Here is a 25,777-nt window from a genome sequence, read left to right as displayed (position 1 = left end):
CGTACGCCGCAACGCAGAAGGGACCCGGATGCCGTGGCATCCAGGTCCCTGTCTGTTATGCGTCTCAGCTCCCCGCGAGCGTGTCGGGAGTGGCGGCGATCTCGCCGGCCGTTCCGACACCGATGGCGACCTTGTCGCCGCGCGGCGCGCTGTCGAAGGTGAACTGTCCGTTCTCGACGCCAACCTTCACGTGGTCGCCCGACTCGAGCTCTCCGTGCAGGATCTTCTCGCTCAGACGGTCCTCGACCTCGCGCTGCATGGCGCGGCGCAGGGGACGCGCACCGAGGGTCGGGTCGAAGCCGATCTCGATGAGCTTGTCCTTCGCGTCGTCCGACAGCTCCACCGTCATGTCGCGGTCGAGCAGGCGGTCGGCCAGGCGCTTGACGAACAGACCGACGATCTGACGCAGCTCGTCCTTGTTCAGCTGCGGGAAGACGATCACGTCGTCCACGCGGTTGAGGAACTCGGGCTTGAAGTGGCGCTTCAGCTCCTCGTCGACCTTGCCCTTCATGCGCTCGTACGAGGTCTGGGCGCTGCCCTCGACCTGGAAGCCCACGGGACCACCGGCGATCGCCGACGAACCAAGGTTCGTCGTCATGATGATCACGGTGTTCTTGAAGTCGATAACGCGACCCTGACCGTCGGTCAGGCGACCCTCTTCGAGGATCTGCAGCAGCGAGTTGAAGATGTCGGGGTGGGCCTTCTCGATCTCGTCGAACAGCACGACCGAGAACGGCTTGCGACGCACCTTCTCGGTGAGCTGGCCGCCCTCTTCGAAGCCGACGAATCCGGGAGGGGCACCGAACAGTCGCGAGACCGTGTGCTTCTCACCGAACTCCGACATGTCGAGCGAGATCAGCGCGCCCTCGTCGTCGAAGAGGAACTCGGCGAGCGCCTTGGCGAGCTCGGTCTTTCCGACGCCCGTGGGGCCGGCGAAGATGAACGAACCGCTCGGACGCTTCGGGTCCTTGAGGCCCGCACGCTGACGACGGATCGTGCGCGACAGGGCTGCGATCGCCTCTTCCTGGCCGATGACCCGCTGGTGCAGGGCCTTCTCCATGAACATGAGGCGGCTGGACTCCTCCTCGGTGAGCTTGAACACCGGGATGCCGGTCGCCTGAGCGAGCACCTCGGCGATCAGGCCCTCGTCGACCACCGCGTGCGAGGCGACGTCGCCCGAGCGCCACTGCTTCTCGAGGCGCAGACGCTCGGCGAGCAGCGACTTCTCCTCGTCGCGGAGCGACGCGGCCTTCTCGAAGTCCTGCTCCTCGGAGGCCTGCTCCTTCTGCTCGCGGACCTTGGCGATCTTCTCGTCGAACTCGCGCAGCTCCGGCGGCGACGACAGGATCGACAGGCGCAGGCGGGCGCCGGCCTCGTCGATCAGGTCGATCGCCTTGTCGGGCAGGAACCGGTCGCTGATGTACCGGTCGGCGAGGTTCGCCGCGGCCACGATCGCGCCGTCGGTGATCTGCACCTTGTGGTGCGCCTCGTAGCGGTCGCGCAGGCCCTTCAGGATGTTGATCGCGTGGGGCAGGCTCGGCTCCGCCACCTGGATCGGCTGGAAGCGGCGCTCGAGAGCGGCATCCTTCTCGAAGTGCTTGCGGTACTCGTCGAGCGTGGTGGCTCCGATGGTCTGGAGCTCGCCGCGGGCGAGGAGGGGCTTGAGGATGGATGCCGCGTCGATCGCGCCCTCGGCCGCACCGGCGCCCACGAGGGTGTGGATCTCGTCGATGAAGACGATGATGTCGCCGCGCGTGCGGATCTCCTTGGTGACCTTCTTCAGGCGCTCCTCGAAGTCACCGCGGTAGCGGGACCCGGCGATGAGCGAGCCGAGGTCGAGCGAGTAGACCTGCTTGTCCTTCAGCGTCTCGGGGACGTCGCCCTTCACGATGGCCTGGGCCAGGCCCTCGACGACGGCGGTCTTTCCGACACCGGGCTCGCCGATGAGGACGGGGTTGTTCTTCGAGCGGCGCGACAGGATCTGCATCACGCGCTCGATCTCCTTCTCGCGCCCGATGACGGGGTCGAGCTTGTTGTCGCGCGCGGCCTGGGTGAGGTTGCGACCGAACTGGTCGAGCACGGCCGAACCGCCCTGGGCACCCGAGGACTGCTGCTCGCCGGCGCCGGTGGCGACGCCCGCGGGCTCCTTGCCCTGGTAGCCCGAGAGGAGCTGGATGACCTGCTGGCGCACCTTGTTCAGGTCGGCGCCGAGCTTGACGAGCACCTGGGCGGCGACACCCTCGCCCTCGCGGATGAGGCCGAGGAGGATGTGCTCGGTGCCGATGTAGTTGTGGCCGAGCTGGAGCGCCTCGCGCAACGACAGCTCGAGCACCTTCTTCGCGCGCGGCGTGAAGGGGATGTGGCCGGTCGGCTGCTGCTGGCCCTGGCCGATGATGTCCTGCACCTGCTCGCGGACGGCGTCGAGCGAGATGCCGAGGGACTCGAGCGCCTTCGCGGCGACACCTTCGCCCTCGTGGATCAGCCCGAGCAGGATGTGCTCGGTGCCGATGTAGTTGTGGTTGAGCATCTTCGCCTCTTCTTGGGCGAGGACGACCACACGACGGGCACGGTCGGTGAATCTCTCGAACATCTCAGTCCCTCCAGAAATGGGCTGACAGGCACGCCTCCGCGCGCCGTACATCGAGAGTAACCAGCGACCGGAGGCCACGGACGCGTGTTCGCCGTGGGCATACCGCCCTCGCATCCGCTCGTGCAAACCCCATCGATAGTCGATACCGTATCGATCACCGATAACAACGATTCTCGATAAGGAGCGATCATGGCATCCCCTCGTCCCGCCGCGCGCACCCTCTCGCGCGGCGACACCGGCAGTTTCCTGCTCTTCATCGTCGCCGGCGTCGCGATCGCCGTCTGGGCCGTGATCAGCTCCGCGGCGACGATCGTCGCCGCCGCCGGCAATCGCGACGTGCGCGTCCCCATCGACTTCCTCGACACGGTCGCCCAGGCGCCGATCGGCCCCGACGGAGCATCCGTTCCGGTCGAGCTGACCGGCGCGGTGGTCACGGCACCGTCGCTCCCCCTCGCCTCCCTCTGGGCGTTGTTCCTGTCGGAGGGGATCTTCGCCGCCGCTGTCGTCGCGGTGGTCGTGCTCCTGCTGATCCTGTGCATCGGCATCCTGCGCGGCGAGATCTTCAGCCGGCGGCACACCCGCCTCGTCGTCGCGGTGGGCATCGTGTCGCTCGTCGCCGCCTTCGCGGTGCCGTTCTTGCACAACATGGTCGCCAACGGCGCCCTCGCCTGGCTGTCCGAGCGCACCTACGACCGCGGGCTGACGCAGCAGATCGATCTGCCGATCCTCATCGTCGTCGGCTTCGTCGCGGCCCTGTCGAGCACCGTCTTCGCCGTCGGCGACCGCCTGCAGCGCGACACGGAAGGGCTCGTATGACCCCGGCCGCCGCGGACGACGGGCCCACCGGCATCCACTGCCGCCTGGACGAGCTGCTGGAGGCCCGCGGGATGACGCTCACCCGCCTGAGCGAGATGGTCGGCGTCTCGGTCGTCAACCTCTCGGTCTTGAAGAACGACCGGGCGCGCGCGATCCGCTATTCGACGCTGTCGGCCATCTGCCGTGCGCTGGACTGCGAGGTGGGCGACCTGCTGGTCGTGACGCGCTGACCCGGATCCTCGTCGCGTGTCAGCGCGAGCCGAGCACCGGGATCGGGTCGGTCGACTCCATCCCTCCGCCCGAGAGCACGACCGACGCCTCCCCCTCGGGGGCGTCGTCGCCGACGTCGGCGAGGGTGACCCGCGGAGCGATGTCCATCGTGCAGACCTGATCGGCCGGCGGAGTGGCGAACTGCACGACGATGTCGGAGCCGGAGGCGCTCACCGCCTCCACGGTGGGAGGGCAACCCGAGCTCCCGTAGGTCACGATCGCGACGAGAGCGTCGTCCACCCATCCGGCGCTTGGCGCGAACTGGCCGGCATCCGCCGGAGGGGCGGGCAGAGCGGCGAGAGTCGTCCGCCCCTCGACCACGCCCTCCACCGTCAGCTCGAGCGCCCCGGTCAGATCCACGCCCGCCGGCAGGCTGACCAGCGTGGCCCTCGGCGCCATGTCGCGCGTGCAGTCCGTGCGCGCGGAGTCCGCGAGCGTGACGGAGACGCTGCCGTCCCCGGCGGCGGTGGCCCCCTCGGCGACGGGCGGACACGACGAACTCCCCCACGTCACGACGGCGACGGAACGGCCCGCGTCGAGCCAGGCCGCCTCGACGCCGGCGGGGGGCGCCGCAGTCTCGGCATCCGGAGCCGCGGACGAGGCGGTACCCGAGGGCGAGGCGGACCCGGGAGCGGCTCCCGTGGCGCACCCGGTGAGCGCACCGGCGGCGAGAAGGCCCGCGCCGACGAGGGCGGCGAGCGTCAGACGGTGACGGGACATGTGAACCTCCGGGGGGGCGAGTTCCGGCCCATGATGGCGGAGAATCCTGGATGCCGGCGGCGAACCGTCCGCGTGGCGCGGAAGCGGTCCGTCATCTGTCGCGGGATTCGCCGCGACGGGCGCGTCGGTCGGTCGAGGAACCTCGCGCGCTGAGCGCGCGACGAGGACGGAAGATGGCATCGCCCCGGACGGGGGATTCCGCGGGGTCACTGCAGGGCCGAGGTGAGGCGCGCGAGGTTGTCGAGGATCGTCGACCGCAGCGGCTGACGCTGCCATTCCTCGACAGTGAGCTGCCGGCTCAGACGGCGGTAGGTGTGCTCGACGGCGCGCATGTCGCGCACGAACTCCTCGCCGCGCACGAGCATCGACACCTCGAGGTTCAGACCGAACGAGCGCATGTCCATGTTGCTCGACCCGATGACGGCGACCTCGTCGTCGATCGTGACGCTCTTGCTGTGCAGGATGAACGGCTTGCGGTACATCCAGATGACCACCCCCGCGCGCAGGAGGGCCTCGTAGTAGCTGCGCTGAGCGTGGTAGACCATCGCCTGGTCGCCCTCTTCGGAGACGAAGAGCTCGACGTGCACCCCGCGCTGGCACGCCGTGGTGATCGCGAGGAGCAGGGCTTCGTCGGGGACGAAGTACGGGCTGACGATGATGATGCGCTCACGGGCGGCGAAGAGCAGCCCGAGGAACAGCTTGAGGTTGTTCTGGAAATCGAAGCCCGGTCCCGACGGCACGATCTGGCAGTCGAGGTCGCCGGGCCCCGAGCTGACCGAGAACAGGTCGATCTCGTCGGTGAGCGTCTCGTCGGTCTCGCTGTACCAGTCCGAGAGGAAGACGGCGTTGATGCTGGCCACCACCGGGCCCTCGACGCGCACCATGAGGTCCACCCAGTGCAGACCGCGGCGGATGTTCTTGCGCAGGTTGTACGAGGAGTCCGTGACGTTCTGCGAGCCCATGTACGCCACGTCGCCGTCGATGACGAGGAGCTTTCGGTGATTGCGCAGGTCGGGGCGCTGGTAGCGCCCGCGCAACGGCTGCACGGGGAGCATGAGGTGCCAGTGCGCGCCCATCGCGTCGAGCCGGCGGAGGGTCTGCTTGTAGAACGGCTTCCCGCGATTGGCCCAGTGATCGAGCAGCACGCGGACCACGACGCCGCGCTCGGCCGCCTCTTCGAGAGCGCGGAAGAAGTTATCGGTGGAGTCGTCGGTCTGCAGGATGTAGAACTCGACGTGGACGTACCGCGTCGCCCGCCGGATCGCCTCGGCCATGGCATCGAGGCTCTGCTGGTAGTCGGCGATGAGCGTCGCCGCGTTGTCGCCCGCGATCGGCATGGCCCCCAGGTTGCGGTTCAGACGGACCAGGGCGCGGAACCAGTCGGGGGCGTTCGGCCGCAGGGTGCCGAACTCCAGCGACGCGCTGGTGTCGTGGATGTACTCGTTGATCGCGGCCTGCTTGCGACGGCGCTTGCGCGGGAGCCGGGGGTTGCCGATCAGCAGGAACAGGAAAACCCCGACGAAGGGGATGAAGTAGATCGCCAGGAGCCAGGCCATCGCGGCGGTGGGCCGGCGGTTGCGGGGCACGATGATCACGGCCGCGATGCGCACCACGAGATCGACGACGAACAGCGTGATGACGAGCCAGCTCGCGTCGAACGTGGCGTTGATCACGGATCCTCCTGGGCGGGTTGTGCACCCAGCGTAGCGACGGGGTCCGACAACCGCCGCGAGATCGTCAGTTCGCGGAACCCTCGCGCGCGGGGGCGACCGGGGGAAGGCCGCGCTTCGCGCGCTCCTCGGCTTCGATGCGCGAGTAGACCTTGCGCTCGGTGCGGTCCATGCGGATCACGTTGCGGAGGATGAAGAAGAACACGACCGAGACGACGATCGTGGGCAGGATCGCCCACAGCGCCGCGACCCAGGTGTTGTCCATACCCACCAGGATACCCGCGCACGACTCCTCCCCAGCCGCGACGATGGACGGGTTCTCCACGATCGAGGTTTCCCGGCCCGCGCGCTCGCGCCCCGACGCGGCACCCTCGTGCCCATGACCACCACCGTCGTCCGAACCCGCTCCTCCGCTTCCTTCCTCGCCCTCGTGCCCCACCTCCTGGAGTGCACACCGCGTGCCAGCCTCGTCGTCGTCCCATTCGCGGACGGTCAGTCGTCGGGCGCCATGCGCGTCGATCTCCCCCGCGGCGGGCAGAGGGAGGCCGAGAGCGTCGCCTCCACCGTCATCGGCATGGCGTGCAAGGTCGCCTCGACGGATGCCATCGTCCCGATCGTCTACACGGACGAGCCCCTGTCGGGCGACGGCGATCTTCCCGAGCGTCATCTCGTCGACGAGGTCCTCGCCCGCGCGGGCATCTGCGGCCTGCGCGTGCTCGACGCCCTCGTCGTCGGCCCCGACGCCTGGGGCTGCTACCTCGACCCGTCGGACGCGTCCCGCGGTCGACTGTCCGACATCGCCGCGGCCGCCGCCGAGATCCCCGAAGACCTGCCCGGCACCGACCAGTTCTCCGCCGCCGCGCTGCCGACGGTCGACGACGAGACCACCCGGGCGCTCGTCGCCGTTCTGCGCGACGTCGACGACCTGCTGAGCACCCCGGGGGCGCGGCGCCGGCTTCCGCTCGGCCGCCGCGCGCGAGCCGACGAGGTCGCCGCGCTCGTCGCCGATCCGCCGGCCCTGTTCGAGAAAGCCCTCACCGCCGACCGGGTGACGGCGTCGATGACGGCCGCCCTGGCGTTCTGCCTCGAGCGTCCGCTCCTGCGCGACGTGGCGCTCATGCAGTGGGCCGTCAACGCCGCACGGGGCGACGCCGTCCTCGACGCGCAGACGGCGTTCGGCATCGGCGGACCGTTCCCCGAAGACCTCGCCCGTCCGATGTGGGGCGAAGGAGCCCGACCCGACCCGGCCCGGCTCCGCACGGCTCTCGACCTCTGCCGCGCCACCGCCGCCGCACTGCCCGCCGAGCGGCGACCGGGCGCCCTGTCGGCGTGCGCGTGGCTGGCCTGGGCCCAGGGACGCTCTTCCCACGCGGCCACGTACGCCGAGGAGGCCCTCCGCATCGACGCCCAGCACGGCCTGAGCACGATCATGCTGAGCCTGCTCGACGCGGGCCGCCTGCCGGAGTGGGTCTTCGAGCGGCCTACTTCACGAGGGGGAAGAGGATCGTCTCGCGGATCCCGAGGCCGGTGATCGCCATCAGCAGACGGTCGATCCCCATTCCCATGCCGCCCGTCGGCGGCATCCCGTGCTCCAGAGCCCGCAAGAACTCCTCGTCGATGGGCATGGCCTCGTCGTCACCGCGAGCGGCGAGCTTCGCCTGCTCGACGAAACGCTGGCGCTGGATGACCGGGTCGACGAGCTCGGAGTATCCGGTGGCGAGCTCGAAGCCGCGCACGTACAGATCCCACTTCTCCACCACGCCCGCGATCGAGCGGTGCTCGCGCACCAGCGGGCTGGTATCGACAGGGAAGTCCATGACGAAGGTCGGACGCGTCAGCCCGCCCTTCACGAAGTGCTCCCACAGCTCCTCGACCCACTTGCCGTGCGTCTCGTGGGGCGGCGCGTCGACGCCGGACTCTTCGCCGAGCGCGCGCAGCTCGTCGATCGACGTCTCGGGGGTGACGGCGTGACCGGATGCCGCCGACAGCGAGTCGTACATCGAGATGCGGTCCCACTCCCCGCCGAGGTCGTACTCGGTGCCGTCCGCCCAGGTGACCGTGGTCGATCCCGCAACCGCGATCGCGGCGTCCTGGATCAGGGTCTGGGTGAGGTCGGCGATGCCGTTGTAGTCGGTGTACGCCTGGTATGCCTCGAGCATCGCGAACTCGGGGCTGTGCGTGGAGTCGGAACCCTCGTTGCGGAAGTTCCGGTTGATCTCGTACACGCGATCGATGCCGCCGACGACCGCACGCTTGAGGTAGAGCTCCGGCGCGATGCGGAGGAAGAGCTCGGTGTCGAAGGCGTTGGAGTGGGTCGTGAAGGGGCGCGCGGAGGCGCCGCCGTGCTGCACCTGCAGCATCGGCGTCTCGACCTCGACGAAGTCCCGCTCGGTGAAGGTGCGTCGGAGGCTCGCGTTGACCTTGGCGCGCGCGAGCACGGTGTCGCGGGCGCGGTCGCGCACGATCAGGTCGAGGAACCGGCTGCGCACCCGGCTCTCCTCGCTGAGCTCCGTGTGCAGGTTCGGCAGGGGGAGCACGGCCTTGGAGGCGATGCGCCACTCGGCGACCATGATCGAGAGTTCACCGCGGCGGCTCGAGATGACCTCGCCCGAGACGAACACGTGATCGCCGAGGTCGACGAGCTCCTTCCACGCCTGCAGCGACTCCTCGCCCACGACACCCTGCGAGACCATCGCCTGGATGCGGCTGCCGTCGCCGGCCTGAAGAGACGCGAAGCAGAGCTTGCCGGTGTTGCGGCTGAAGACGACGCGACCCGCGACGCCCGCGGTCTCTCCCGTCTCCGCGCCGGCCTCCAGGTCACCGAAACGCGCGCGCAGCGCCGTGATCGTGGTCGTGACGGGCACCGCGACCGGGTAGGCGCCGCCCGCGGCGTCAGCACGCTCGGCGAGCAGGCGCTCGCGCTTGGCCAGGCGTACCGCTTTCTGCTCGAAGACCTCGTCTTCGGTGGGTTCGGCAGCGTCGTTCGCAGGCGCGTCGGTCATCGTGGAAGCTCCTCGGGGTCCTCCCCAGTGTATTCGCCCGGCCCACGGCCGTTGGGGCGCCGGCGCTCGTCCGAGCGCTCCGACGTGGGCGTTCCGCGCGCGCTCCCCCGAGCCGCACCGGTCGCGGCGACCCGTCGCCGACGTCGGCGCGGACGTTCGGGGGCGGCGTCAGCGCAGCGAGATCTCGGCGTTGTCGATGAAGCGGTGACCCCCGACCGTCGCCGCGATCAGCGCGAACGCCCGACCGCGGTGACCGTCGTCGACCGGGAGGAAGGTCGAGGGATCGACCACGCTCAGATATTCGAGCGCGATGCGCTGCTCACCCATGAGCGCCGACTGCGCGGCGGCGATGCAGGCGTCCACGCCGAGATCGGCGTTCGACGCGGCGGCCTCGAGCGCACGCGGGAGCTTGGCGGCCGCGCGTCGATCGGCGTCCTCCAGGAGCGCGATCCGGCTCGACACCGGCAGCCCGTCGTCGGTGCGGACCGTGGCGACCGTCTCGATCTCGACCGGGATGTCGAGGTCGCGCACCATGCGTCGCACCAGGAAGATCCGCTGCAGATCGCGCTCGCCGTACACGGCGACGTGCGGGGAGACGAGGTTGAACAGCTTGGCCTCGACGGTCAGCACCCCGTCGAAGTAGAACGGGCGCACGCGCCCCTCGTAGCGGAGGCCGATGTCGCCCGCGGAGACCCTCGTCGTCGCCGTGCCGGCGGGGAGGAACTCGGCGGCCGACGGGGCGAAGATCACGTCGACCCCCAGATCGCCGAGCACGCGTGCGTCGACGTCGGGGGTGCGGGGATAGGCGGCCGTGTCCTCCGCGGTGCGGAAGCGCAGCGGATTGACGAAGGTCGACACGACCACGACGTCCGCCGACTCCCTGGCGCGCGTGATGAGGTCGACGTGCCCGTCGTGGAGAGCCCCGAGCGTGGACACGAGGGCGACACGGGGTCCCGCGGCACGTCGCTCGGTCCCTCGGATCTCGTCGAGTCGGGCGCGCAGATCCTCGAGGGTGGCGATCATCCGTCGATCGTAGCGTCGCCGCCGAGGCGGCCCGCGCCGCCGCCGTCGACGAGGGCCTGGTCGACGCTCGATCGGACCAGGGCCGACAAATACCCGCCGGGATTGTCGACGCCCACGCCACGGAGCAGTTCCGACGACTGCCGCACGATGGAGCGCGAGAACTCCGTCGCCGTCGCGATCGCCTCGGCGTACGTCGGCCTGTCGTCCTCCGCGACCACGACGGGCTCGCACCCGAGCTCCACCGCGAGCGCCTGCGCGATCGGGAGAACGGGAGCAGGGGCGGTCACCGCCGCGTACGCCTGGGCCAGCTGTCGCAGGTCGATCGACGAGGCACCGGTGAAGACGATCGCGGGGTGGATCGCCAGGGGGATGGCGCCCCGCTGCGTCGCGGGATCGAGCACTCTCGCTCCGTACGCGGCGTCGGTGTGCAGAACGAGTTGCCCGGGCTGCCACGCTCCGACCTCGGCGAGCCCTGCGACCAGACCCGGGAGCTGCTCGTGCGGGACCGCGATCACCACGAGTTCGCTGCGTCGAGCGACCTCGTCGGCGGTGAGCTGCGGGACTCCGGGGAGGATCGCCTCGACGCGATCGTCGTCGGAGCCGGAGGTGATGCCGGTCAGGGCGTGTCCCGCCCCGGCGAGCGCCGCCGCGATGACGGGTCCGACGCGGCCGGCACCGATGACGCCCACCCCGAGGCGTCCGTCCCGCCCGCTCATCCGGCCCACCGGTGCGTGCGGTCGCCCGCGGCCGCCGCCACCGCGCCCCGGGCGGTTGCGTCGAACAGACGGAGCGCGTCGTCGCGGTCGATCGCGCCGAGCGTCGTCTGCACCGTTCCCGCGATGACGTGTCCCGTGAGCGTCGCCGTGCGGAGGGAGCGGGCCAGCGGCCCCTGGTGGACGCCGACCGACTGAAGCCGGGCCAACGGCAGCAGGGTGAGCGAACGCCAGATCCAGCCCCGACGCAGCAGCAGGGCGTCGGCGGTGAGGAGCACGCCGTTGCGGCGCCACGACAGCGGCCGGAGCCACCGCGCGCGCCGAGGGGTCGTCAGATAGGGGTCGTCTTCCACCGGACCCAGGATGCCGTCGCGGAACACGAGTGTCCATTCGTCGCCCGGCAGCCCGGGGGCGAGGATCCGGAGCACGCGCTCCACGTCGGCACGCGTCCCGATGGGCAGCACGGCCGCGAGCTGATCGGTGCCGGAGTCCGTGGAGGCTCGTCCCGACAGACGGTTCACCGTGACCGACCACCACCCGAACGGCCGCCAGAGCAACGGCTGCCGCACCTCGATGGCGTGGACGCGTCCCGGCGGAACGACCTCTGTCACGGTCGTGAACAGACCGAACGTCACCCTCACCCCGTCGGACGTCGGGGCGATCGAATAGCGCAGCCCCCGCGCGACGGAACGCACGTAATACGCCCCGAAGGCGAGGAACATGGGCACGACCGTGAACAGCAGCCACAGCGTCGATACCGACGCGGCGACCACGATGCCGATGACGAAGGCGATGAGCACGAGCGTCGAACCGCTCAGTACGCGCGACGCCACGAGACGGCCGAGGGGGATGCGCACGATGCTCTCGGGCTCGGCGTCGGAGAAGTCCTCCCCGTCGACGATCCCCTGCAGTCCGTCCGCCACGGTGTCGGCGGCCACGGTCACCAGAGGTCGGCGGTCGCGCGGGTCGGCCCCGGCCCCGGCCAAGCGGCGACCCGAGGCCAAGCGCAGGATGTCGCCGCGGATCGCCTCGGCGTCCTTACCCGACAGGTACTCGAGCTTGACGTTCGCATCGAGGCCGGCGCCGACCACCTCGAGCTTCGCCAGCCCGAGGAGGCGCGCGAGCATCGGGCGCGTCAGATTCACCCCTTGCACGCGGTCCAGCGGAGCGCGACGATGCGTGCGGAAGAGCACTCCGGAGCGCACCTCGACATCGTCCGCCCCGATGCGCAGCGTGTGGAAACGCCAGGAGAGGCGGAACAACGCCAGCAGCACGATCAGCACCACGAGCGCCACACCCGCCGCGATGAGGATCAGGTTGTTCGCGAGCAGGAAGTCCACGGGATCGGGTGGGAGCTCACCCGGCGGCAGGTCGGTGAAGACGGGGAAGAACAATTCCAGCAGCCGCTCGCGCAGGTTGGCGACGATGAGACCACCGATCACGAGCAGCGACAGGCCTCCGCGCAGCAGCGGCGTCAGCGGGTGCAGTCGGTGCCACTCCCCGTCGCTGTACGGCGAGCGGACGACCGGGCCGCGTCGCGCCCCCGGGTCTCCCCCGGCCGCGCGAGCCTCTCCCGGGTCGCCGTCGACCGCGCCAAACGCGGCCCTTGCGCCATCTCCGACGGCCCCGGGCCCCTCGCCCGCACCACCCCCGGCCGCACCGGACCGCTCCTCGGGATCGCCTCCGGCCGCGCCGGGCTCCCGCCCCGGGTCGCTCACAGCCCCGTCCGCCGGGTCTCCGCCACGGCGACGAGCGTGTCGCGCAACTGCTCGGCCGCCTCCTGCGTGAGGCCGGGGATCGTGACCCCCGTCGACGCCGCCGCCGTGACGAGTTTGAGCTGAGCGATCCCGAAGCCGCGGTCCAGCGGGCCGTGCGTGATGTCGACGAGCTGCATGCGCCCGTACGGCACGGCGACGACGCGCTGCCACAGGATGCCGCGGCGGAAGACGAGGTCGTCGTGGCGCAGCTGATACCCGAAGGAGCGCGCCTGTCGTGGGGTGATGAGCAGTCCGATCGCCGTGATCACCAGCACGATCCCCGCGGGAATCCAGGGCCAGGGCAGCCCCAAGAAGAGCTGGAGCGCGACGGCCACGGCGAGCACGAGGACGAACACCGCGCCCTGCGAGATCAGCTGGACCCACACGTAGGCGCGCGCCAGCTGGTGCCACGTGCCGTCGCCGAGGGGCAGACGGCCCGACGAACGCGGCTCGAGGATGCGCGAGAAAGTGCCCTCATCGAGCGCGCGCTCGCCCGACGGGTCAGACCCCGACGGGGCGGATCCCGACGGGCCGGATCCCGACGGGTCAGACCCCGACGGGTCAGACCCCGACGGGCCGGATCCCGACGGGCCGGATCCGGACGGGTCAGATCCCGATGGGCCCGGCAGGGGTGTCTCCGGGGGTGTCGTCATCGTCGTCCTTCCGGAGGGTGCAGAGCTGCTCGGCCACGAGACCCGCGACGACGAGGACGACTGCGCACACGACCGTCGCGATGATCGATCCCATCGAGCCTATCGACGGGGTCGCCGGTCGGCTCAACAAGAAGGCCAGCAGTCCCACGCCGAAGCCGAGCGCCGCCGCCCCGACGAGAGACGAAGCCTTCGCGAGCATCGCGATGCGCAGGGCACGGAACGGGTCGATGCGTCGATCGCTGCGCCCGCGCGTCGCGCGGTAGACCGGCACGGCGAGCACGACGATCACGACCCCCAGCAGCGCCAAAATCGTCGGGAGGCTCGCGGCGGGTACGAAGGTCGCCCGGCCCATCGCGGTGAGCATGGTGTCGAGCACGAAGCCGAACACGCCGCCGATGATCACGGCGATGATCAGGATGCCGGCTCCCGTGCGCTTCACGTCGCTTCTCCTCGCAGATCTCGCAGCAGGTCGTCGACCCGGCCCCGGCCGGGGATCTCGGCATCCGGATCCACCTCGAGCCAGGGCACGAGCACGAAGTCGCGCTCGTGCGCCCGAGGGTGCGGGACGACGAGGTCGTCGCGGTCGATGACCTCCGCACCGTACGCGATGAGGTCGAGATCGAGCGTGCGGTCGCCCCACCGCTCGCGGCGGACGCGCCCGTGGCGGGCCTCGATGCGGTGCAGCGCCGCGAGCAGTGCCGTGGGGGCGAGACGCGTGCGCAGCGTCGCGACGGCGTTCAGGTACCGGGGAGCGTCATCGTCCTCGCCCTGCAGCGTGACGGCGACGGTCTCGATCGGAGTCGACACCCGCACGTCCTCCGTGAGGGGAAGGGCCCGCAGCTCGGTGACCGCGGCGGCCAGCGTCTCGGCGCGCTCGCCCAGGTTCGCGCCCAGGGCGACGACCGCCGCGACGGGCGAGGTCCGAGGGGCGTCGCCGATCCCGTGCGCCAACCGCACGCTCACGAGCGCGTCCGCGTGATCGTCACCGACACGTCGGCGAACGGGACGGGGATCGGCGCCGCCGGCTTGTGCACGGTCACGGTGACGGCGTCGATCCGCTCGTCGAGCAGGACGTCGTCGGCGATGCGCGCCGCGAGCTTCTCGAGCAGATCGACCGGGTCTCCCGCCACGATCGCGGCGATGCGCTCGGCCAGCTCGCCGTAGTGCACCGTGTCGACGACGTCATCCGTCTCCGCGGCACGCCGCAGGGGCAGGAACACGGTCGCATCGACGACGAACTCCTGCCCGTCGCGCTTCTCATCGGGGTAGACCCCGTGGTATCCGAAGGCGCGCACGCCCGTCAGGGTGATGCGGTCGGCGGCATCCATCAGGACTCCCAGGCGCGGGCGACGGCGAGGGCGTCGCGAGTGGTCGGAACATCGTGCACGCGGACCGCCCAGGCGCCCGCGCCGGCGGCGAGAGCGCTCGTGACGGCGGTCGCGAGATCGCGTCGGGGAAGATCGGCGTCGTCGCCGAGGGCGTCGGCGAGGAACCTCTTGCGGCTCGTGCCGACGAGCACGCGGTGGCCCCGGGCGACGAGAGCGGGGAGGGCCCGCAGCGTCCGCCAGTTCTGATCACCGCGCTTGCCGAACCCGATACCGGGATCGACGACGATCCGCGACGACGGGATGCCGGCCGCCTCCGCGGCGGCGACGCGCTCGTCGAGCTCGGCGACGACCTCGGCCGCGACGTCGACATACTCCGCTCGCGCGTACATCTCGCTCGAGGGTCCCCGCCAGTGGCCGATCGCCACCTCGGCTCCGCTCTCGGCGATCGCGGCGAACATCTCCGGGTCGGCGAGGCCCCCCGAGACGTCGTTCACCAGGCGGGCGCCCGCCGCGACGGCGGCTCGCGCGGTCGAGGCGTTCATCGTGTCGATGCTGACGAACGCCCCCTCGGATGCCAGAGCCGCGACCACCGGCAGAACGCGCTGCTGCTCGACCCTCGGCGCCACCCGCTCCGCTCCCGGGCGCGTGGACTCGCCGCCGACGTCGAGCAGGTCCGCACCCTGGGCGCGCAAGGAGCGGGCGTGCGCGATCGCGACGTCGGGGTCGAGGTAACGACCGCCGTCGCTGAACGAATCGGGGGTGACGTTCACGATCGCCATCACGAGCGTCATCCGCGAGCGCCGATCAGGGCGACGAGCTCGCTGCGGGCACCCGGCTCGGCGTACGCGCCGCGGGCCGCGATCGTCACGGTCGAGGCGTCGAGCTGTCGACCGCCGCGCATGGTCACGCACTCGTGCGTGGCGTCCAGCACGACGAGCACTCCGCGCGCGTCGAGGGCCGAGGCGATCGCGTCGGCCACCTGCTCGCCGAGCCGTTCCTGCACCTGCGGTCGCGCCGCGAGCACGTCGATGACCTTGGGCAGGGCGCCCAGACCCACGACCTCCTCCCCCGGGAGGTACGCCACGTGAGCGCGCCCCCGGAAGGGCAGGAGGTGGTGCTCGCACATCGAGCGGAACGCGATGTCGCGCACCATCACGGCACCGGACGGCAGTGTGTCGGGCGCGGGCCCGCGCGTCACCGAGATGGTGTGCTGCAGCGGGGCGCCGGCATCCTGGTCCACTCCCGAGAAGAACTCGGCGTAGCTGTCGGCGACGCGTGCGGGAGTCTGGCGAAGGCCGGGGCGATCGGGGTCCTCCCCGATCGCCTCCAGCAGCTCGCGGACGAGGGCTGCGACCCGTTCTCGATCGACGGCCACGGCGCCTCAGGCGGTCGCCGGGCGCGTCTGTCCGCTCGGACGGGGGTGCGCAGCCGCGGTCGTCTGCGCCTCCGCCTCGGCGGACGCCGCGATGCCGGCCGGCGCCTGGCGACGCGGCACCTCGACGGGAGGCTGGTCCGAGACGGGACGGTCGCCCGACGACAGCCACTGGGGGCGCGGCGTGAGTCGCTTGACATCCTTGAAGATCTCGGCGAGCTCGATGTGGTCGAGCGTCTCCTTCTCGAGCAGGGCCAGGGCCAGGCGGTCGAGCACCTCGCGGTTGTCGTTGATCACCTGGTAGGCCTCGTTGTGCGCCTGCTCGATGAGCGCGCGCACCTGGGCGTCGACGCGCTCCGCGATGCGCTCCGAGAAGTCGCGGCCGTGACCCATGTCGCGACCCATGAACACCTCGCCCGACGACGAGCCGAGCTTCACGGGGCCGACCTCGTTGGTCATGCCGTACTCGGTGACCATCTTGCGCGCGATGCTCGTGGCCTTCTCGATATCGTTCGAGGCGCCGGTGGTGGGGTCGTGGAACACGATCTCCTCCGCGACACGGCCGCCCATCGCGTAGGTCAGCTGGTCCTGCAGCTCGTTGCGCGTGACGGAGTACTTGTCGTCCAGCGGGAGGACCATCGTGTACCCGAGCGCCTTGCCGCGCGGGAGGATGGTGACCTTCGTCACGGGGTCGGTGTGGTTCATCGCCGCCGCGGCGAGAGCGTGACCGCCCTCGTGGTAGGCCGTGATGAGCTTCTCCTTGTCCTTCATCACGCGCGTACGGCGCTGCGGACCCGCGATGACGCGGTCGATGGCCTCGTCGAGGGCGCGGTTGTCGATGAGCTGGGCGTTGGAGCGCGCGGTCAGCAGCGCGGCCTCGTTGAGGACGTTCGCCAGGTCGGCACCCGTGAAGCCGGGCGTCTTGCGCGCGACGACCTCGAGGTCGACCGAGTCCGACAGCGGCTTGCCGCGGCCGTGCACCTCGAGGATGCGCTGACGGCCCTTCAGATCGGGGGCGTCGACGCCGATCTGACGGTCGAAGCGGCCGGGGCGCAGCAGGGCCGGGTCGAGGATGTCGGGGCGGTTGGTCGCCGCGATCACGATGACGTTGACCTTGGGGTCGAAGCCGTCCATCTCGACGAGCATCTGGTTCAGCGTCTGCTCGCGCTCGTCGTGACCGCCGCCCATGCCGGCGCCGCGGTGGCGACCGACGGCGTCGATCTCGTCGATGAAGATGATGGCCGGGGAGCTCTCCTTGGCCTGGTTGAACAGGTCGCGGACGCGGCTGGCGCCGACACCGACGAACATCTCGACGAAGTCCGAACCCGAGATCGAGTAGAACGGCACGCCGGCCTCTCCCGCGACGGCGCGCGCGAGGAGGGTCTTACCGGTTCCGGGAGGGCCGTACAGCAGCACGCCCTTGGGGATGCGGGCGCCGACCTCTTCGAACTTCTTGGGGTCCTTGAGGAACTCCTTGATCTCGTCGAGCTCCTCGATCGCCTCGTCGGAGCCCGCGACATCCTGGAAGGTGACGGTGGGCGTCTCTTTGGTGACGAGCTTCGCGCGCGACTTGCCGAACTGCATCACCTTGCTGCCGCCGCCCTGGGCGCTGGACAGCAGCCACCAGAAGAGCAGACCGAGCAGGATCAGCGGGAGCATCAGGCCGAGCAGACCGTCGAACCAGCTGGGCTTGGGCACGACGTCGTTGAAGCCGTCGGCGGGGGCCGCCGCGTCGATCGCGCTCGCGACCTCGTTCGCGCGGGCCTGGCTGAAGTAGAACTGCACGTCGTTCGCGCCCTCGAAGGGCTGCGACAACGTCAGATCGACGCGCTGGTCGGGATCGTTGGTGACGACCTGCGTCACGGTTCCGCCCTTGAGCAGATCCAGACCCTCCTTGGTGGACACCTGACGGGCACCACTGAGGTTGGAGATGAGGGAGAAACCGATGACCAGAAGCAGACCGACCAGCAGAACGTAGACGATCGGATTGCGCGTGATCTTCTTGAAATTCATGGTGGGCGAGCCCAGCCCTTTCGTGATCCTCCGCAGAAACGCGGTCGCATCAGGCTAACGCCCACGGACTATGCCGGGCCTGTGCGTTCGTCGAGGGCGTACGGAGACGGCGCTCCGAACGCCTCAGGAATACACGTGCGGCGCGAGCACCGCCACATCGCGCAGGTTGCGGTACTTCTCCGCGTAGTCGAGTCCGTAGCCGATGACGAAATCGTTCGGAATGTCGAAACCGACGTAGCGGCAGTCCACTTCGACCTTCATCGCGTCGGGCTTGCGCAGCAGCGCGAGCACCTCGACCGACTCCGCCCCGCGCGAGGCGAAGTTCTCGAGCAGCCAGCTCAAGGTCAGGCCGGAGTCGATGATGTCCTCGACGATCAGCACGTGCTTGCCGGTGATGTCGGTGTCGAGGTCTTTGCGGATCTGCACCACGCCGCTCGACCGGGTGGACGCGCCGTACGACGACACGGCCATCCAGTCCATCGACACGTGCATCGGCAGGTGGCGGGCGAAGTCGGCCATGACCATGACCGCCCCCTTGAGCACGCCCACGAGCACGACGTCGCGCCCCTCGTAGTCGGCGACGACCTGCGTCGCCAGTTCGGCGAGCTTGCCGTGGATCTGCTCCTCGGTGAGGAGGACTTCGCTGATGTCGTCGGAGATGTCGGCCGCGCGCATCTGACGAGTCTACGCAGGAGAGAACGCGGCTTCACCGAGGGACGGCCGCACCGCGGGGACCGAGGTCGCTGACGCCGACCCCCCTCCCCCGACGGATGACGGGAGATTCGCCGCCGGGCGTGCACCCGCGGTCGGCGTGGCACCCGCCCCGCTGGACGACGGCGCGGACCCTCTCCGCCGCGGCGGCAGGCTCCGCACCGAGGCGATGGCATCCATCCACCCCTGGTAGCGATCCTCGCGTTCGGCGTCCGGCATCTGCGGCTCGAAGACCCGCTCGAGGTGCCACCGGTCGGCGATCTCGTCGCGCCGCCACAGCCCGGCGCCCGATCCGGCGAGGTGACCGATGCCGAGCGCCGTGCGCTCCAGCCCCTGCGGACGCGCGACCGGGATGCCGAGGATGTCGGCCTGGAACTGGCACAGCAGGTTGTTGCGCGTCGCTCCGCCGTCGACCTTGAGAAGCGGGATGGAGACTCCGTTACGGCGCAGATTGTCGACGTTGTCGCGGGTCTGGAACGCCATCGCCTCAATGCCCGCGCGGATGACGTGCGCGGCGGTCGACTCCAGGGTCAGCCCGACGATGCCCCCGCGTGCGTTGCGGTCCCAGTGCGGGTCGAACAGTCCCGCGAAAGCGGGCACGAGGTACACCCCGCCACTGTCGGGCACGCTCTCGGCCAACCGCTCGCTCGCCGCAGCACCCGGGAGGATACCGAGACGGTCGCGGAGCCACTGGATGGTCTGGCCGCTGTGGAACACGACACCCTCGGCCTCGTAGGTGACGGTGTCGCCGAACTGCCACGCGACGCTGCTGCACATGCCGGGGAGCGTCCGCGGCTGCCCGCCGACGTTCACGGTGAGGACCCCCGCCGTGCCGAAGGTGTTCTTCGCGCTGCCGCTGTCGAGGCAGGCCTCGCCGAACAAACCCGCCTGCTGGTCGCCGAGCACCGCGAGGATCGGGATCGTGTGCCCCTCGGCGCCCGGGATGACACCGGGGGCGACGTCGCCGAACCACCCCGCGGACGGCACGATCTCGGGAAGCAGGCTCGTGGGGATGTCGAGGATCGCGCAGAACTCCTCGTCCCACGCGGCGCGCTCGAGCGACATCAGCCCCGTTCGTGACGCCGCCCCCGGCTCGGTGCGGTGCACCGCGCCGCCGGTCAGGTTCCACAGCAACCAGGTCTCGGGGGTGCCGATGGCGAGTTCGCCGCGTTCGGCCCGTTCGCGGACCCCGTCGACGTTGCGCAGCAGCCAGGCCACCTTCGCGGCGGAGAAGAAGGAGTCGTTGCGCACACCGGTGCGGGTGCGGAACTCCCCGTCCAGGCCGCGCTCGGACCACTCCTGGACGATGCCGTCGGTCTGCTTCGACATCCACATGATGGCGTTGTAGACCGGCCGACCGGTCGATCGGTCCCACATGACGATCGTCTCGCGGTGCGAGGTCACCCCGACAGCGACGATCTGGGAGCCGTGGACGCGGGCACGTGCGAGGGCGGCGGCGATCGCCGAACGCGGCGCCTCCCAGAGGTCGAACGGATCGAGCTCGACCCACCCTTCGTGCGGGAACGATGCCGCGATGTCGACCGAGGCTTCGCCGACGATCGCTCCCTGGGGGTCGATCAGGACGGCGCGGGCACTGCTCGAACCCTCGTCGAGAGCGAGGACGTAGCCGGGGGAGGTCATCGACGGCTTCTCACGCGGGCTGCGCGGTGCGCGCGGGCACCCGCAGGTGGTCGAGCCAGCGCCGGTAGCCTGCGATCTCGGCATCCCGCCGCTCGGCGTCCCACCCCTCGAGGGCCGCGAGGATGTCGGCGGCGCGATCGACGCCCCGGATGCCGTGGGTCGGCTCGAACGCGAGCAGCAGACGGCGCGCGAAGACGTCGGTGAGGGTCTCGGCGAACTCGTGGCGCACGGCGAAGACGAGCTCGGCGGCGATCGCGGGCGATTCCGGGTCGAAGCGCTCAGCGAGCTCGGGGCGTTCGCGAACGAGATCGAGCACCCGCTCGGCCCGCGTGCCGTACAGCGCCCAGAGGCGTTCGGCGGTGTCGCGGCGCACAAGGGTCGTGGACAGGACCCCGGCCTCGAACTCGACCATGTCGGCGGCGCGGGCGCCCGGGAACGGCTGGTGCCTGCTGACCGGGTGCTTCAGCCCGGCGCGGAGGATCTTGACCGCCTTGTCGACGGCATCCTCCGCCAGCTGCCGGTAGGTGGTGAGCTTCCCCCCGACGATGGAGAGGAGCCCGGAGTGGCCGTCCTTGACGTGGTCGCGCACGATGTGGCTGCGCGGCACCTTCCACTCGGGGATGTCGGGGGCGTAGGGCAGGGGGCGCACGCCGCTGTAGGTGTAGAGGACGTCGTCGACGGTGAGGTTCGCACCGGGCACGAGCGCGTTGGTCTCGGTCAGCAGATAGTCGATCTCGTCCGACTCGGCGCGCGCCTCGTCGGGATCGAGCTCGAACTTCGTGTCGGTGCAGCCGATGAGGTAGCGCCCCATCCAGGGGATCACCAGGACGAGCCGGCCGTCGGTCTGGGACTCGTAGTACACGACATCGTCGGGGGCTCCGGGGAACGGGTCCACGATGATGTGGCTTCCCTTCGCCCCGCCGATGAGACGGGGCGAAGGGACGGACGGGAGGGTGGATGCCGCGGAGTCGCCGCGCAGGACGGCGTCGACCCAGGGGCCTCCGGCATTGATGGTCAGCTTCGCCGAGATGTCGCGCACGGCGCCGTCGGCGGAGCGCACGCGCACGCCCGTCACCTCTCTTCCGGTGCCGAGCACGCCGATCGCGCGCGTGTGCAGGAAGAGACGAGCCCCCGCGTCCACCGCGGCGACGGCGAGCTCGACGCACAGACGTTCGGCGTACTCGACCTGGCCATCGGTGAAGAGGGCCGCACCACTGAGCCCCTCGTGCGACATGCCGGTGAAGCGACGGCGCACGGCCGTGGTCGACAGGATCCGGTGCCACGACACCGACTTGTCGACCGAGAGCACGTCGTAGGCGAGCATGCCGAGGCGGATCATCCACGACGGGCGGGTGTTGCGCGCGTAGAACGGCATGATCAACCGCACCGGCTTCACGAGGTGGGGCGCCACTTTGAAAAGGAGTTCGCGCTCGCGCAGCGACTCGCGCACCAACCGCACGTCGCCGCGCTCGAGGTAGCGCAGCCCTCCGTGCACGAGCCGTCCCGACCAGGCGGACACCCCCGCGCAGACGTCCTCCTGCTCGACCAGCGCGACGGAGAGTCCACGCTCGGCGGCGTCGCGGGCGATGCCGAGACCGTTGATGCCGGCGCCGATGACGACGATGTCGAAGGTGGGGTGATCGACGTTCTCCACGTGTGTCTCCCTTGACCGTGGTGTGCCTGAATATTCAGTCGCACATTGAATGTGTTTCCACTATCGTAGCGCGCAGCCGTCACGACGGGAAGCGTCAACCGGGCTTCGGGACCCGTGAACGCCGAGTCTGACAGATGGCGGACGGCTCCGGAACGGGCACGCACGACGCGCATCCACGGCACCGAGAGCGACAGGAAGGACGGGCGCGATGGCACCCCTCGCGAAGGATTCGAGCTCGACCCGGGCCATGACGAAGGTCGCCCATCTGTACTACCGGCGCGGCCTGGTGCAGACCGAGATCGCCGAAGAGATGGGACTGTCCCAGGCGGGGGTCTCCCGTCTGCTGACGGCGGCGGGGGAGCACGGGATCGCTCGCACGATCGTCATCCCGCCCTCCGGATTCCACAACGACCTCGAGCAGGCGGTCGAAGAGACCTTCGGACTGCGCGAGGTGCACATCGTGGAGACGACCGCCGGCGACGACGTGGTCCCCGCACTCGCGCGCGCTCTCGTCCCGGTGCTGCAACTGGCCCCCATCGACGGCCGCACGATCGGGCTGACCTCATGGTCGCGCGCCCTGCAGGCCGCGGTCGACGTGCTCCCCGACCTCCCCCGCGCCAACGCCGGGCACATCGTCGAGCTGCTCGGCGATGTCGGTCGCCCCTCACTGCAGCATCGAGCGGCCCTCACCACCGAGCGCTTCGCGCGGGCGACCGGCGGCGATCCGGTGTTCCTCCGCGCCCCCGGCGTGGTGTCGACCGCCGCGATGCGCGCCGCCCTTCTGGACGGGGACCCCCACGCCCGACGGGCCCTGGCGGCCATGGACCACCTCGACCTGGCGCTCGTGGGCATCGGCGAGGTCCGCGCGGCCGCCCCCCTGAGCCCGGGCGAGAACTTCTTCACCGACGCGCAGTTCGCGGGCGCGCGCGCGCAGGGCGCCGTCGGCGAGATCGGACTCCGCTTCCTCGACGCGTACGGCGAGCCCGTGGCATCCGATCTGGGCGAACTGGTCCTGGGAATGGAGCTCGATCAGCTCCGCACCGCCGGCAGACGGATCGCCGTGGCGGGCGGGCGCCGCAAGCACGCGGCCGTGCTCGCGGCGGTGCGCGGCCACTGGATCGACGTCCTCGTGACAGACGAGACGACCGCGCGCCACCTCGTGGCGTCCGGGGTTGACACCGGCAGCATCGCTTCTTAACATCGCACTGCGCATCACCATTCAATAACAGAATAACCATTTGCACCTGTTTCAAAGGGGAAACAACATGCACAGCTCTCGTCTTCGCCGCACCTCCGTCCTGCTCCTCGCGGGCGCCGTCGCGGCCCTCGGCCTCGCCGGCTGCAGCACCACCGACGCCGGTGGAGCCCCGTCCGGCTCGAAGACCATCGGCGTCTCGATCGCCGACCAGAAGTCGCTCTTCTACATCGCCGCCGCCGACGGCATGAAGGCCGCGGCGGAAGAGAAGGGGTACACCCTCGTCCTCGAGTCCGCCGACAACGACGCCACCCGCCAGGTCAATCAGGTGCAGAACCTGCTGACCCAGCAGGTCGGTGTGCTGATCTACACCCCGCAGGACGCCACCGCCGCCGGCGCCGGCGTGCGCCTGGCCAACGACGCGGGCGTCCCCGTCGTCGCCCTCGACCAGAAGCCCGAGACCGACGACGTCGAGATCTCCACCTTCATCGCCACCGATAGCGTCAAAGCCGCCTACGACGTGTGCAGCTGGATGTTCGAGCAGCTGGGCGGCCAGGGCGACATCGCGGTCCTGCAGGGCCCTCTCGGGGCGACCGCGGAGCTGCAGCGCACCGAGGGGTGCAAGAAAGCCCTCGCCGAGAACCCCGGCATCAACGCCGTCCAGTGGGAGAGCGCCGGCTGGGACGAGACGCAGGCCTTCGACACCACGCAGAACATCCTCACCGCCCACCCCGAGCTCAAGGCCGTCTTCGGCGAGAGCGACGCGATGGCCCTCGGCGCCGCGAAGGCAGCCCAGCAGGCCGGACGCACCGGGATGGTGTTCGCCGGGATCGACGGCTTCCCCACGATGTTCACCGCGATCGGCGACGGCCTGACGCAGGCAACCATGGCCCAGCAGCCCTACATGATGGGCAAGCTGGCCGTCGAGAACGCCATCGAACTGCTCGAGGGCAAGACCGACCTTCCCCAGGACCAGTACCAGGATGCCGTGCTCGTGACCGGCGACAACGTCGCCTCGAACGACCCCACGAAGTTCTACGGCCCCAACGCCGCCCGCAACTGACCACGTCGCGCCGGTGGGCGGCCTCGGCCGCGCCACCGGCGCCCGGAGGGAGCATCATGGCCGCATCACCCCACGCCGGCGCAGGCCTCGTCTGCACCGGTCTGACCAAGCAGTACGGCGGTGTCACCGTCGTCAGCGACATCGACATCGCCCTCGTCCCGGGCCGCGTCGTCGGTCTCGTCGGCGAGAACGGCGCCGGCAAGTCCACGACGTCCGGGATGATCGCCGGCCTCGTCCAGCCCGACCGCGGGTCGATGACGATCGACGGTGAGGCGTACGAACCCCGCTCCCCCGGCGATGCGCTCAAGGCGGGCGTGGTGCTCATCCACCAGGAGATCCGCATGGTGCGTGAGCTCACGGTGGCCGAGAACATCTTCATCGGCAGACTTCCGATGCGCGGCGGGCGGGTGGACCGCACGCGGATGAACGAAGAGGCCGCCGACGTCCTCGGCCGCCTCGGCTCGCGCGTCGATCCCCGCCAGCGCATCGACGAGCTGTCGATCGCCGCCCAGCAGGAGATCGAGATCGCCCGGGCTCTCAGCCGTGCCCCCCGCTTCGTCATCTTCGACGAGCCCTCCGCGTCTCTCGGCAAGAGCGAGACCGCCCGCGTTTTCGACCAGATCGAGGCGCTGAAGGCCGGCGGTGCGGGGATCATCTACATCTCGCACCGCATCGAGGAGATCACCCGACTCGCCGATGCCATCGTGTGCCTGCGCGACGGCCACCTCGCCGCCCGCTGGGACACCGGCGACGTCTCACGCGAGGCAATCGTGCGTGCCATGGTCGGCCGTGACTTCACCTACGGTCACGACGTGCCCCCCGAGGCGAGCGAGCGCACCGTGATCGAGGTTTCCGGACTCGGGCGCAGCGGCGCCTTCGAGGGCATCGACTTCGCGGTCCGAGGGGGCGAGATCCTCGGGATCGCCGGTCTCGTCGGCGCCGGCCGCACCGAGGTCGTGCGCACGCTCGCGGGGGCCGACCGGGCGACCGAGGGCCGCATCGTCGTCGACGGCCAGGACACCGTCATCCGCTCCCCGCAGGATGCCATCCGCGCGGGCATCGCGATGGTCCCCGAGGACCGCAAGTCGCAGGGTCTGCTGCTGGGCCGCGACAGCATGGACAACATGACCCTCCCCTGGCAGCGTCACCTGTCACGCCGGGGCATCGTCACCCGCTCGGCGCTCGCGGCGACCTACCGCCGCTTCCGTGAGGAGCTCGACATCCGCGGGCAGGCCGACGTCGCCGTCGCTCACCTCTCCGGCGGCAACCAGCAGAAGGTCCTCCTCGCCAAGTGGCTCGTCGACAGACCGAAGGTGCTCATCCTCGACGAACCCACCCGTGGTGTCGACGTCGGCGCCAAGATGACGATCTATGCCGCCATCCGGCGCCTGGCCGAAGAGGGCGTGGCCGTCATCGTCGTCTCCTCCGAGCTCGAAGAAGTGCTCGGACTCTCCCACCGCGTCCTGGTCATGGCCGAGGGGCGCCCGCAGGGCATCCTCGACCGCGCCGACGCGACCCCCGAGGCCGTCATGCGCCTCGCCCTTCCGCAGCACGCGGAAGCCACGCACATCTGACCCGAGGAGCAG

At 70.4% G+C, this 25,777-nt stretch carries 24 protein-coding genes; 6 read left to right on the top strand and 18 right to left on the bottom strand.

Annotation, left to right across the window (positions count from 1 at the left end; all coding sequences use genetic code 11):
• Window positions 1-64 precede the first annotated feature (64 nt).
• Complete coding sequence (locus AB1K56_RS09775) at window positions 65-2,590, bottom strand: ATP-dependent Clp protease ATP-binding subunit (RefSeq protein WP_136586056.1); 2,526 nt, start codon at window positions 2,588-2,590, stop codon at window positions 65-67.
• Between the two features lie 189 nt (window positions 2,591-2,779).
• On the opposite strand from AB1K56_RS09775, the gene AB1K56_RS09770 reads away from it, so the two are divergent.
• Window positions 2,780-3,406: a hypothetical protein gene (locus tag AB1K56_RS09770; RefSeq protein WP_371205496.1), complete on the top strand. Its 627-nt coding sequence runs from the start codon at window positions 2,780-2,782 to the stop codon at window positions 3,404-3,406.
• A complete protein-coding gene (locus AB1K56_RS09765) occupies window positions 3,403-3,636 on the top strand; it encodes a helix-turn-helix domain-containing protein (RefSeq protein ID WP_371205495.1) in 234 nt (77 codons plus the stop codon). The genes AB1K56_RS09770 and AB1K56_RS09765 overlap by 4 nt, the downstream gene beginning before the upstream one ends.
• A gap of 19 nt (window positions 3,637-3,655) precedes the next feature.
• Here the strand turns inward: AB1K56_RS09765 and AB1K56_RS09760 are convergent, their stop codons facing one another.
• From AB1K56_RS09760 to AB1K56_RS09750, 3 genes are all read right to left on the bottom strand, one after another.
• Window positions 3,656-4,396 carry a hypothetical protein gene (locus AB1K56_RS09760; RefSeq protein ID WP_371205494.1) on the bottom strand — a complete coding sequence of 247 codons (741 nt, stop codon included), beginning with the start codon at window positions 4,394-4,396 and terminating at the stop codon, window positions 3,656-3,658.
• A 206-nt stretch (window positions 4,397-4,602) separates the two neighbouring features.
• Window positions 4,603-6,069, bottom strand: a complete 1,467-nt coding sequence (gene cls, locus AB1K56_RS09755) for a cardiolipin synthase (protein ID WP_371205493.1) — start codon at window positions 6,067-6,069, stop codon at window positions 4,603-4,605.
• 64 nt (window positions 6,070-6,133) lie between these two features.
• The gene (locus tag AB1K56_RS09750; protein WP_136586061.1) at window positions 6,134-6,331 is read right to left on the bottom strand and encodes a hypothetical protein; all 198 of its coding nucleotides are present in this window, start codon (window positions 6,329-6,331) and stop codon (window positions 6,134-6,136) included.
• A 114-nt stretch (window positions 6,332-6,445) separates the two neighbouring features.
• Here AB1K56_RS09750 and AB1K56_RS09745 point away from each other — a divergent pair, with 114 nt between their 5' ends.
• On the top strand, window positions 6,446-7,597 hold the full coding sequence (locus AB1K56_RS09745; RefSeq protein WP_371205492.1) for a DUF4192 family protein: 1,152 nt from the start codon (window positions 6,446-6,448) through the stop codon (window positions 7,595-7,597).
• Here AB1K56_RS09745 and lysS read toward each other — a convergent pair.
• The 14 genes from lysS to AB1K56_RS09675 form a co-directional block, all read right to left on the bottom strand.
• On the bottom strand, window positions 7,548-9,068 hold the full coding sequence (gene lysS, locus AB1K56_RS09740; RefSeq protein WP_371205491.1) for a lysine--tRNA ligase: 1,521 nt from the start codon (window positions 9,066-9,068) through the stop codon (window positions 7,548-7,550). The two genes, AB1K56_RS09745 and lysS, sit on opposite strands and share 50 nt — an antisense overlap.
• Before the next feature lie 168 nt (window positions 9,069-9,236).
• Window positions 9,237-10,091 (bottom strand): pantoate--beta-alanine ligase, encoded by an 855-nt coding sequence (gene panC / locus AB1K56_RS09735; RefSeq protein WP_371205490.1) that lies wholly within the window; start codon window positions 10,089-10,091, stop codon window positions 9,237-9,239.
• Window positions 10,088-10,807, bottom strand: a complete 720-nt coding sequence (locus AB1K56_RS09730; protein ID WP_371205489.1) for a DUF2520 domain-containing protein — start codon at window positions 10,805-10,807, stop codon at window positions 10,088-10,090. The genes panC and AB1K56_RS09730 overlap by 4 nt, the downstream gene beginning before the upstream one ends.
• Window positions 10,804-12,522 (bottom strand): PH domain-containing protein, encoded by a 1,719-nt coding sequence (locus AB1K56_RS09725; RefSeq protein WP_371205488.1) that lies wholly within the window; start codon window positions 12,520-12,522, stop codon window positions 10,804-10,806. Before AB1K56_RS09725 ends, AB1K56_RS09730 begins: the two co-directional genes overlap by 4 nt.
• A complete protein-coding gene (locus tag AB1K56_RS09720) occupies window positions 12,519-13,019 on the bottom strand; it encodes a PH domain-containing protein (protein ID WP_371205783.1) in 501 nt (166 codons plus the stop codon). The genes AB1K56_RS09725 and AB1K56_RS09720 overlap by 4 nt, the downstream gene beginning before the upstream one ends.
• 148 nt (window positions 13,020-13,167) lie before the next feature.
• Window positions 13,168-13,653 (bottom strand): DUF3180 domain-containing protein, encoded by a 486-nt coding sequence (locus AB1K56_RS09715; RefSeq protein ID WP_136586067.1) that lies wholly within the window; start codon window positions 13,651-13,653, stop codon window positions 13,168-13,170.
• Window positions 13,650-14,177, bottom strand: coding sequence for a 2-amino-4-hydroxy-6-hydroxymethyldihydropteridine diphosphokinase (folK, locus tag AB1K56_RS09710; RefSeq protein WP_371205487.1), 528 nt, complete (start codon window positions 14,175-14,177; stop codon window positions 13,650-13,652). Before folK ends, AB1K56_RS09715 begins: the two co-directional genes overlap by 4 nt.
• On the bottom strand, window positions 14,174-14,542 hold the full coding sequence (folB, locus tag AB1K56_RS09705) for a dihydroneopterin aldolase (RefSeq protein WP_371205486.1): 369 nt from the start codon (window positions 14,540-14,542) through the stop codon (window positions 14,174-14,176). The genes folK and folB overlap by 4 nt, the downstream gene beginning before the upstream one ends.
• The gene (folP, locus tag AB1K56_RS09700; protein ID WP_371205485.1) at window positions 14,542-15,333 is read right to left on the bottom strand and encodes a dihydropteroate synthase; all 792 of its coding nucleotides are present in this window, start codon (window positions 15,331-15,333) and stop codon (window positions 14,542-14,544) included. The genes folB and folP overlap by 1 nt, the downstream gene beginning before the upstream one ends.
• Entirely contained in the window at window positions 15,330-15,917 is a 588-nt protein-coding gene (gene folE, locus AB1K56_RS09695; protein ID WP_371205484.1) for a GTP cyclohydrolase I, read from the bottom strand. The genes folP and folE overlap by 4 nt, the downstream gene beginning before the upstream one ends.
• 6 nt (window positions 15,918-15,923) lie before the next feature.
• Entirely contained in the window at window positions 15,924-17,927 is a 2,004-nt protein-coding gene (gene ftsH, locus AB1K56_RS09690; RefSeq protein WP_136586072.1) for an ATP-dependent zinc metalloprotease FtsH, read from the bottom strand.
• Between the two features lie 123 nt (window positions 17,928-18,050).
• Window positions 18,051-18,602: a hypoxanthine phosphoribosyltransferase gene (gene hpt / locus AB1K56_RS09685; RefSeq protein ID WP_136586073.1), complete on the bottom strand. Its 552-nt coding sequence runs from the start codon at window positions 18,600-18,602 to the stop codon at window positions 18,051-18,053.
• Between the two features lie 9 nt (window positions 18,603-18,611).
• On the bottom strand, window positions 18,612-20,279 hold the full coding sequence (locus tag AB1K56_RS09680) for an FGGY family carbohydrate kinase (protein ID WP_371205483.1): 1,668 nt from the start codon (window positions 20,277-20,279) through the stop codon (window positions 18,612-18,614).
• 10 nt (window positions 20,280-20,289) lie between these two features.
• Window positions 20,290-21,933: an FAD-dependent oxidoreductase gene (locus AB1K56_RS09675; protein WP_371205482.1), complete on the bottom strand. Its 1,644-nt coding sequence runs from the start codon at window positions 21,931-21,933 to the stop codon at window positions 20,290-20,292.
• A gap of 208 nt (window positions 21,934-22,141) precedes the next feature.
• On the opposite strand from AB1K56_RS09675, the gene AB1K56_RS09670 reads away from it, so the two are divergent.
• The 3 genes from AB1K56_RS09670 (at window position 22,142) to AB1K56_RS09660 (ending at window position 25,765) form a co-directional block, all read left to right on the top strand.
• On the top strand, window positions 22,142-23,131 hold the full coding sequence (locus AB1K56_RS09670) for a sugar-binding transcriptional regulator (protein WP_371205481.1): 990 nt from the start codon (window positions 22,142-22,144) through the stop codon (window positions 23,129-23,131).
• A 67-nt stretch (window positions 23,132-23,198) separates the two neighbouring features.
• Complete coding sequence (locus AB1K56_RS09665) at window positions 23,199-24,191, top strand: substrate-binding domain-containing protein (RefSeq protein WP_371205480.1); 993 nt, start codon at window positions 23,199-23,201, stop codon at window positions 24,189-24,191.
• Between the two features lie 56 nt (window positions 24,192-24,247).
• Window positions 24,248-25,765 (top strand): sugar ABC transporter ATP-binding protein, encoded by a 1,518-nt coding sequence (locus tag AB1K56_RS09660; protein WP_371205479.1) that lies wholly within the window; start codon window positions 24,248-24,250, stop codon window positions 25,763-25,765.
• Window positions 25,766-25,777 lie beyond the last annotated feature (12 nt).

The organism is Microbacterium sp. BWR-S6Y, assembly GCF_041379845.1.
GTDB lineage: Bacteria > Actinomycetota > Actinomycetes > Actinomycetales > Microbacteriaceae > Microbacterium > Microbacterium hydrothermale.
The sequence above is the reverse complement of the archived record's forward strand: the minus strand, read 5'-3'. Positions and strand labels throughout refer to the sequence as shown.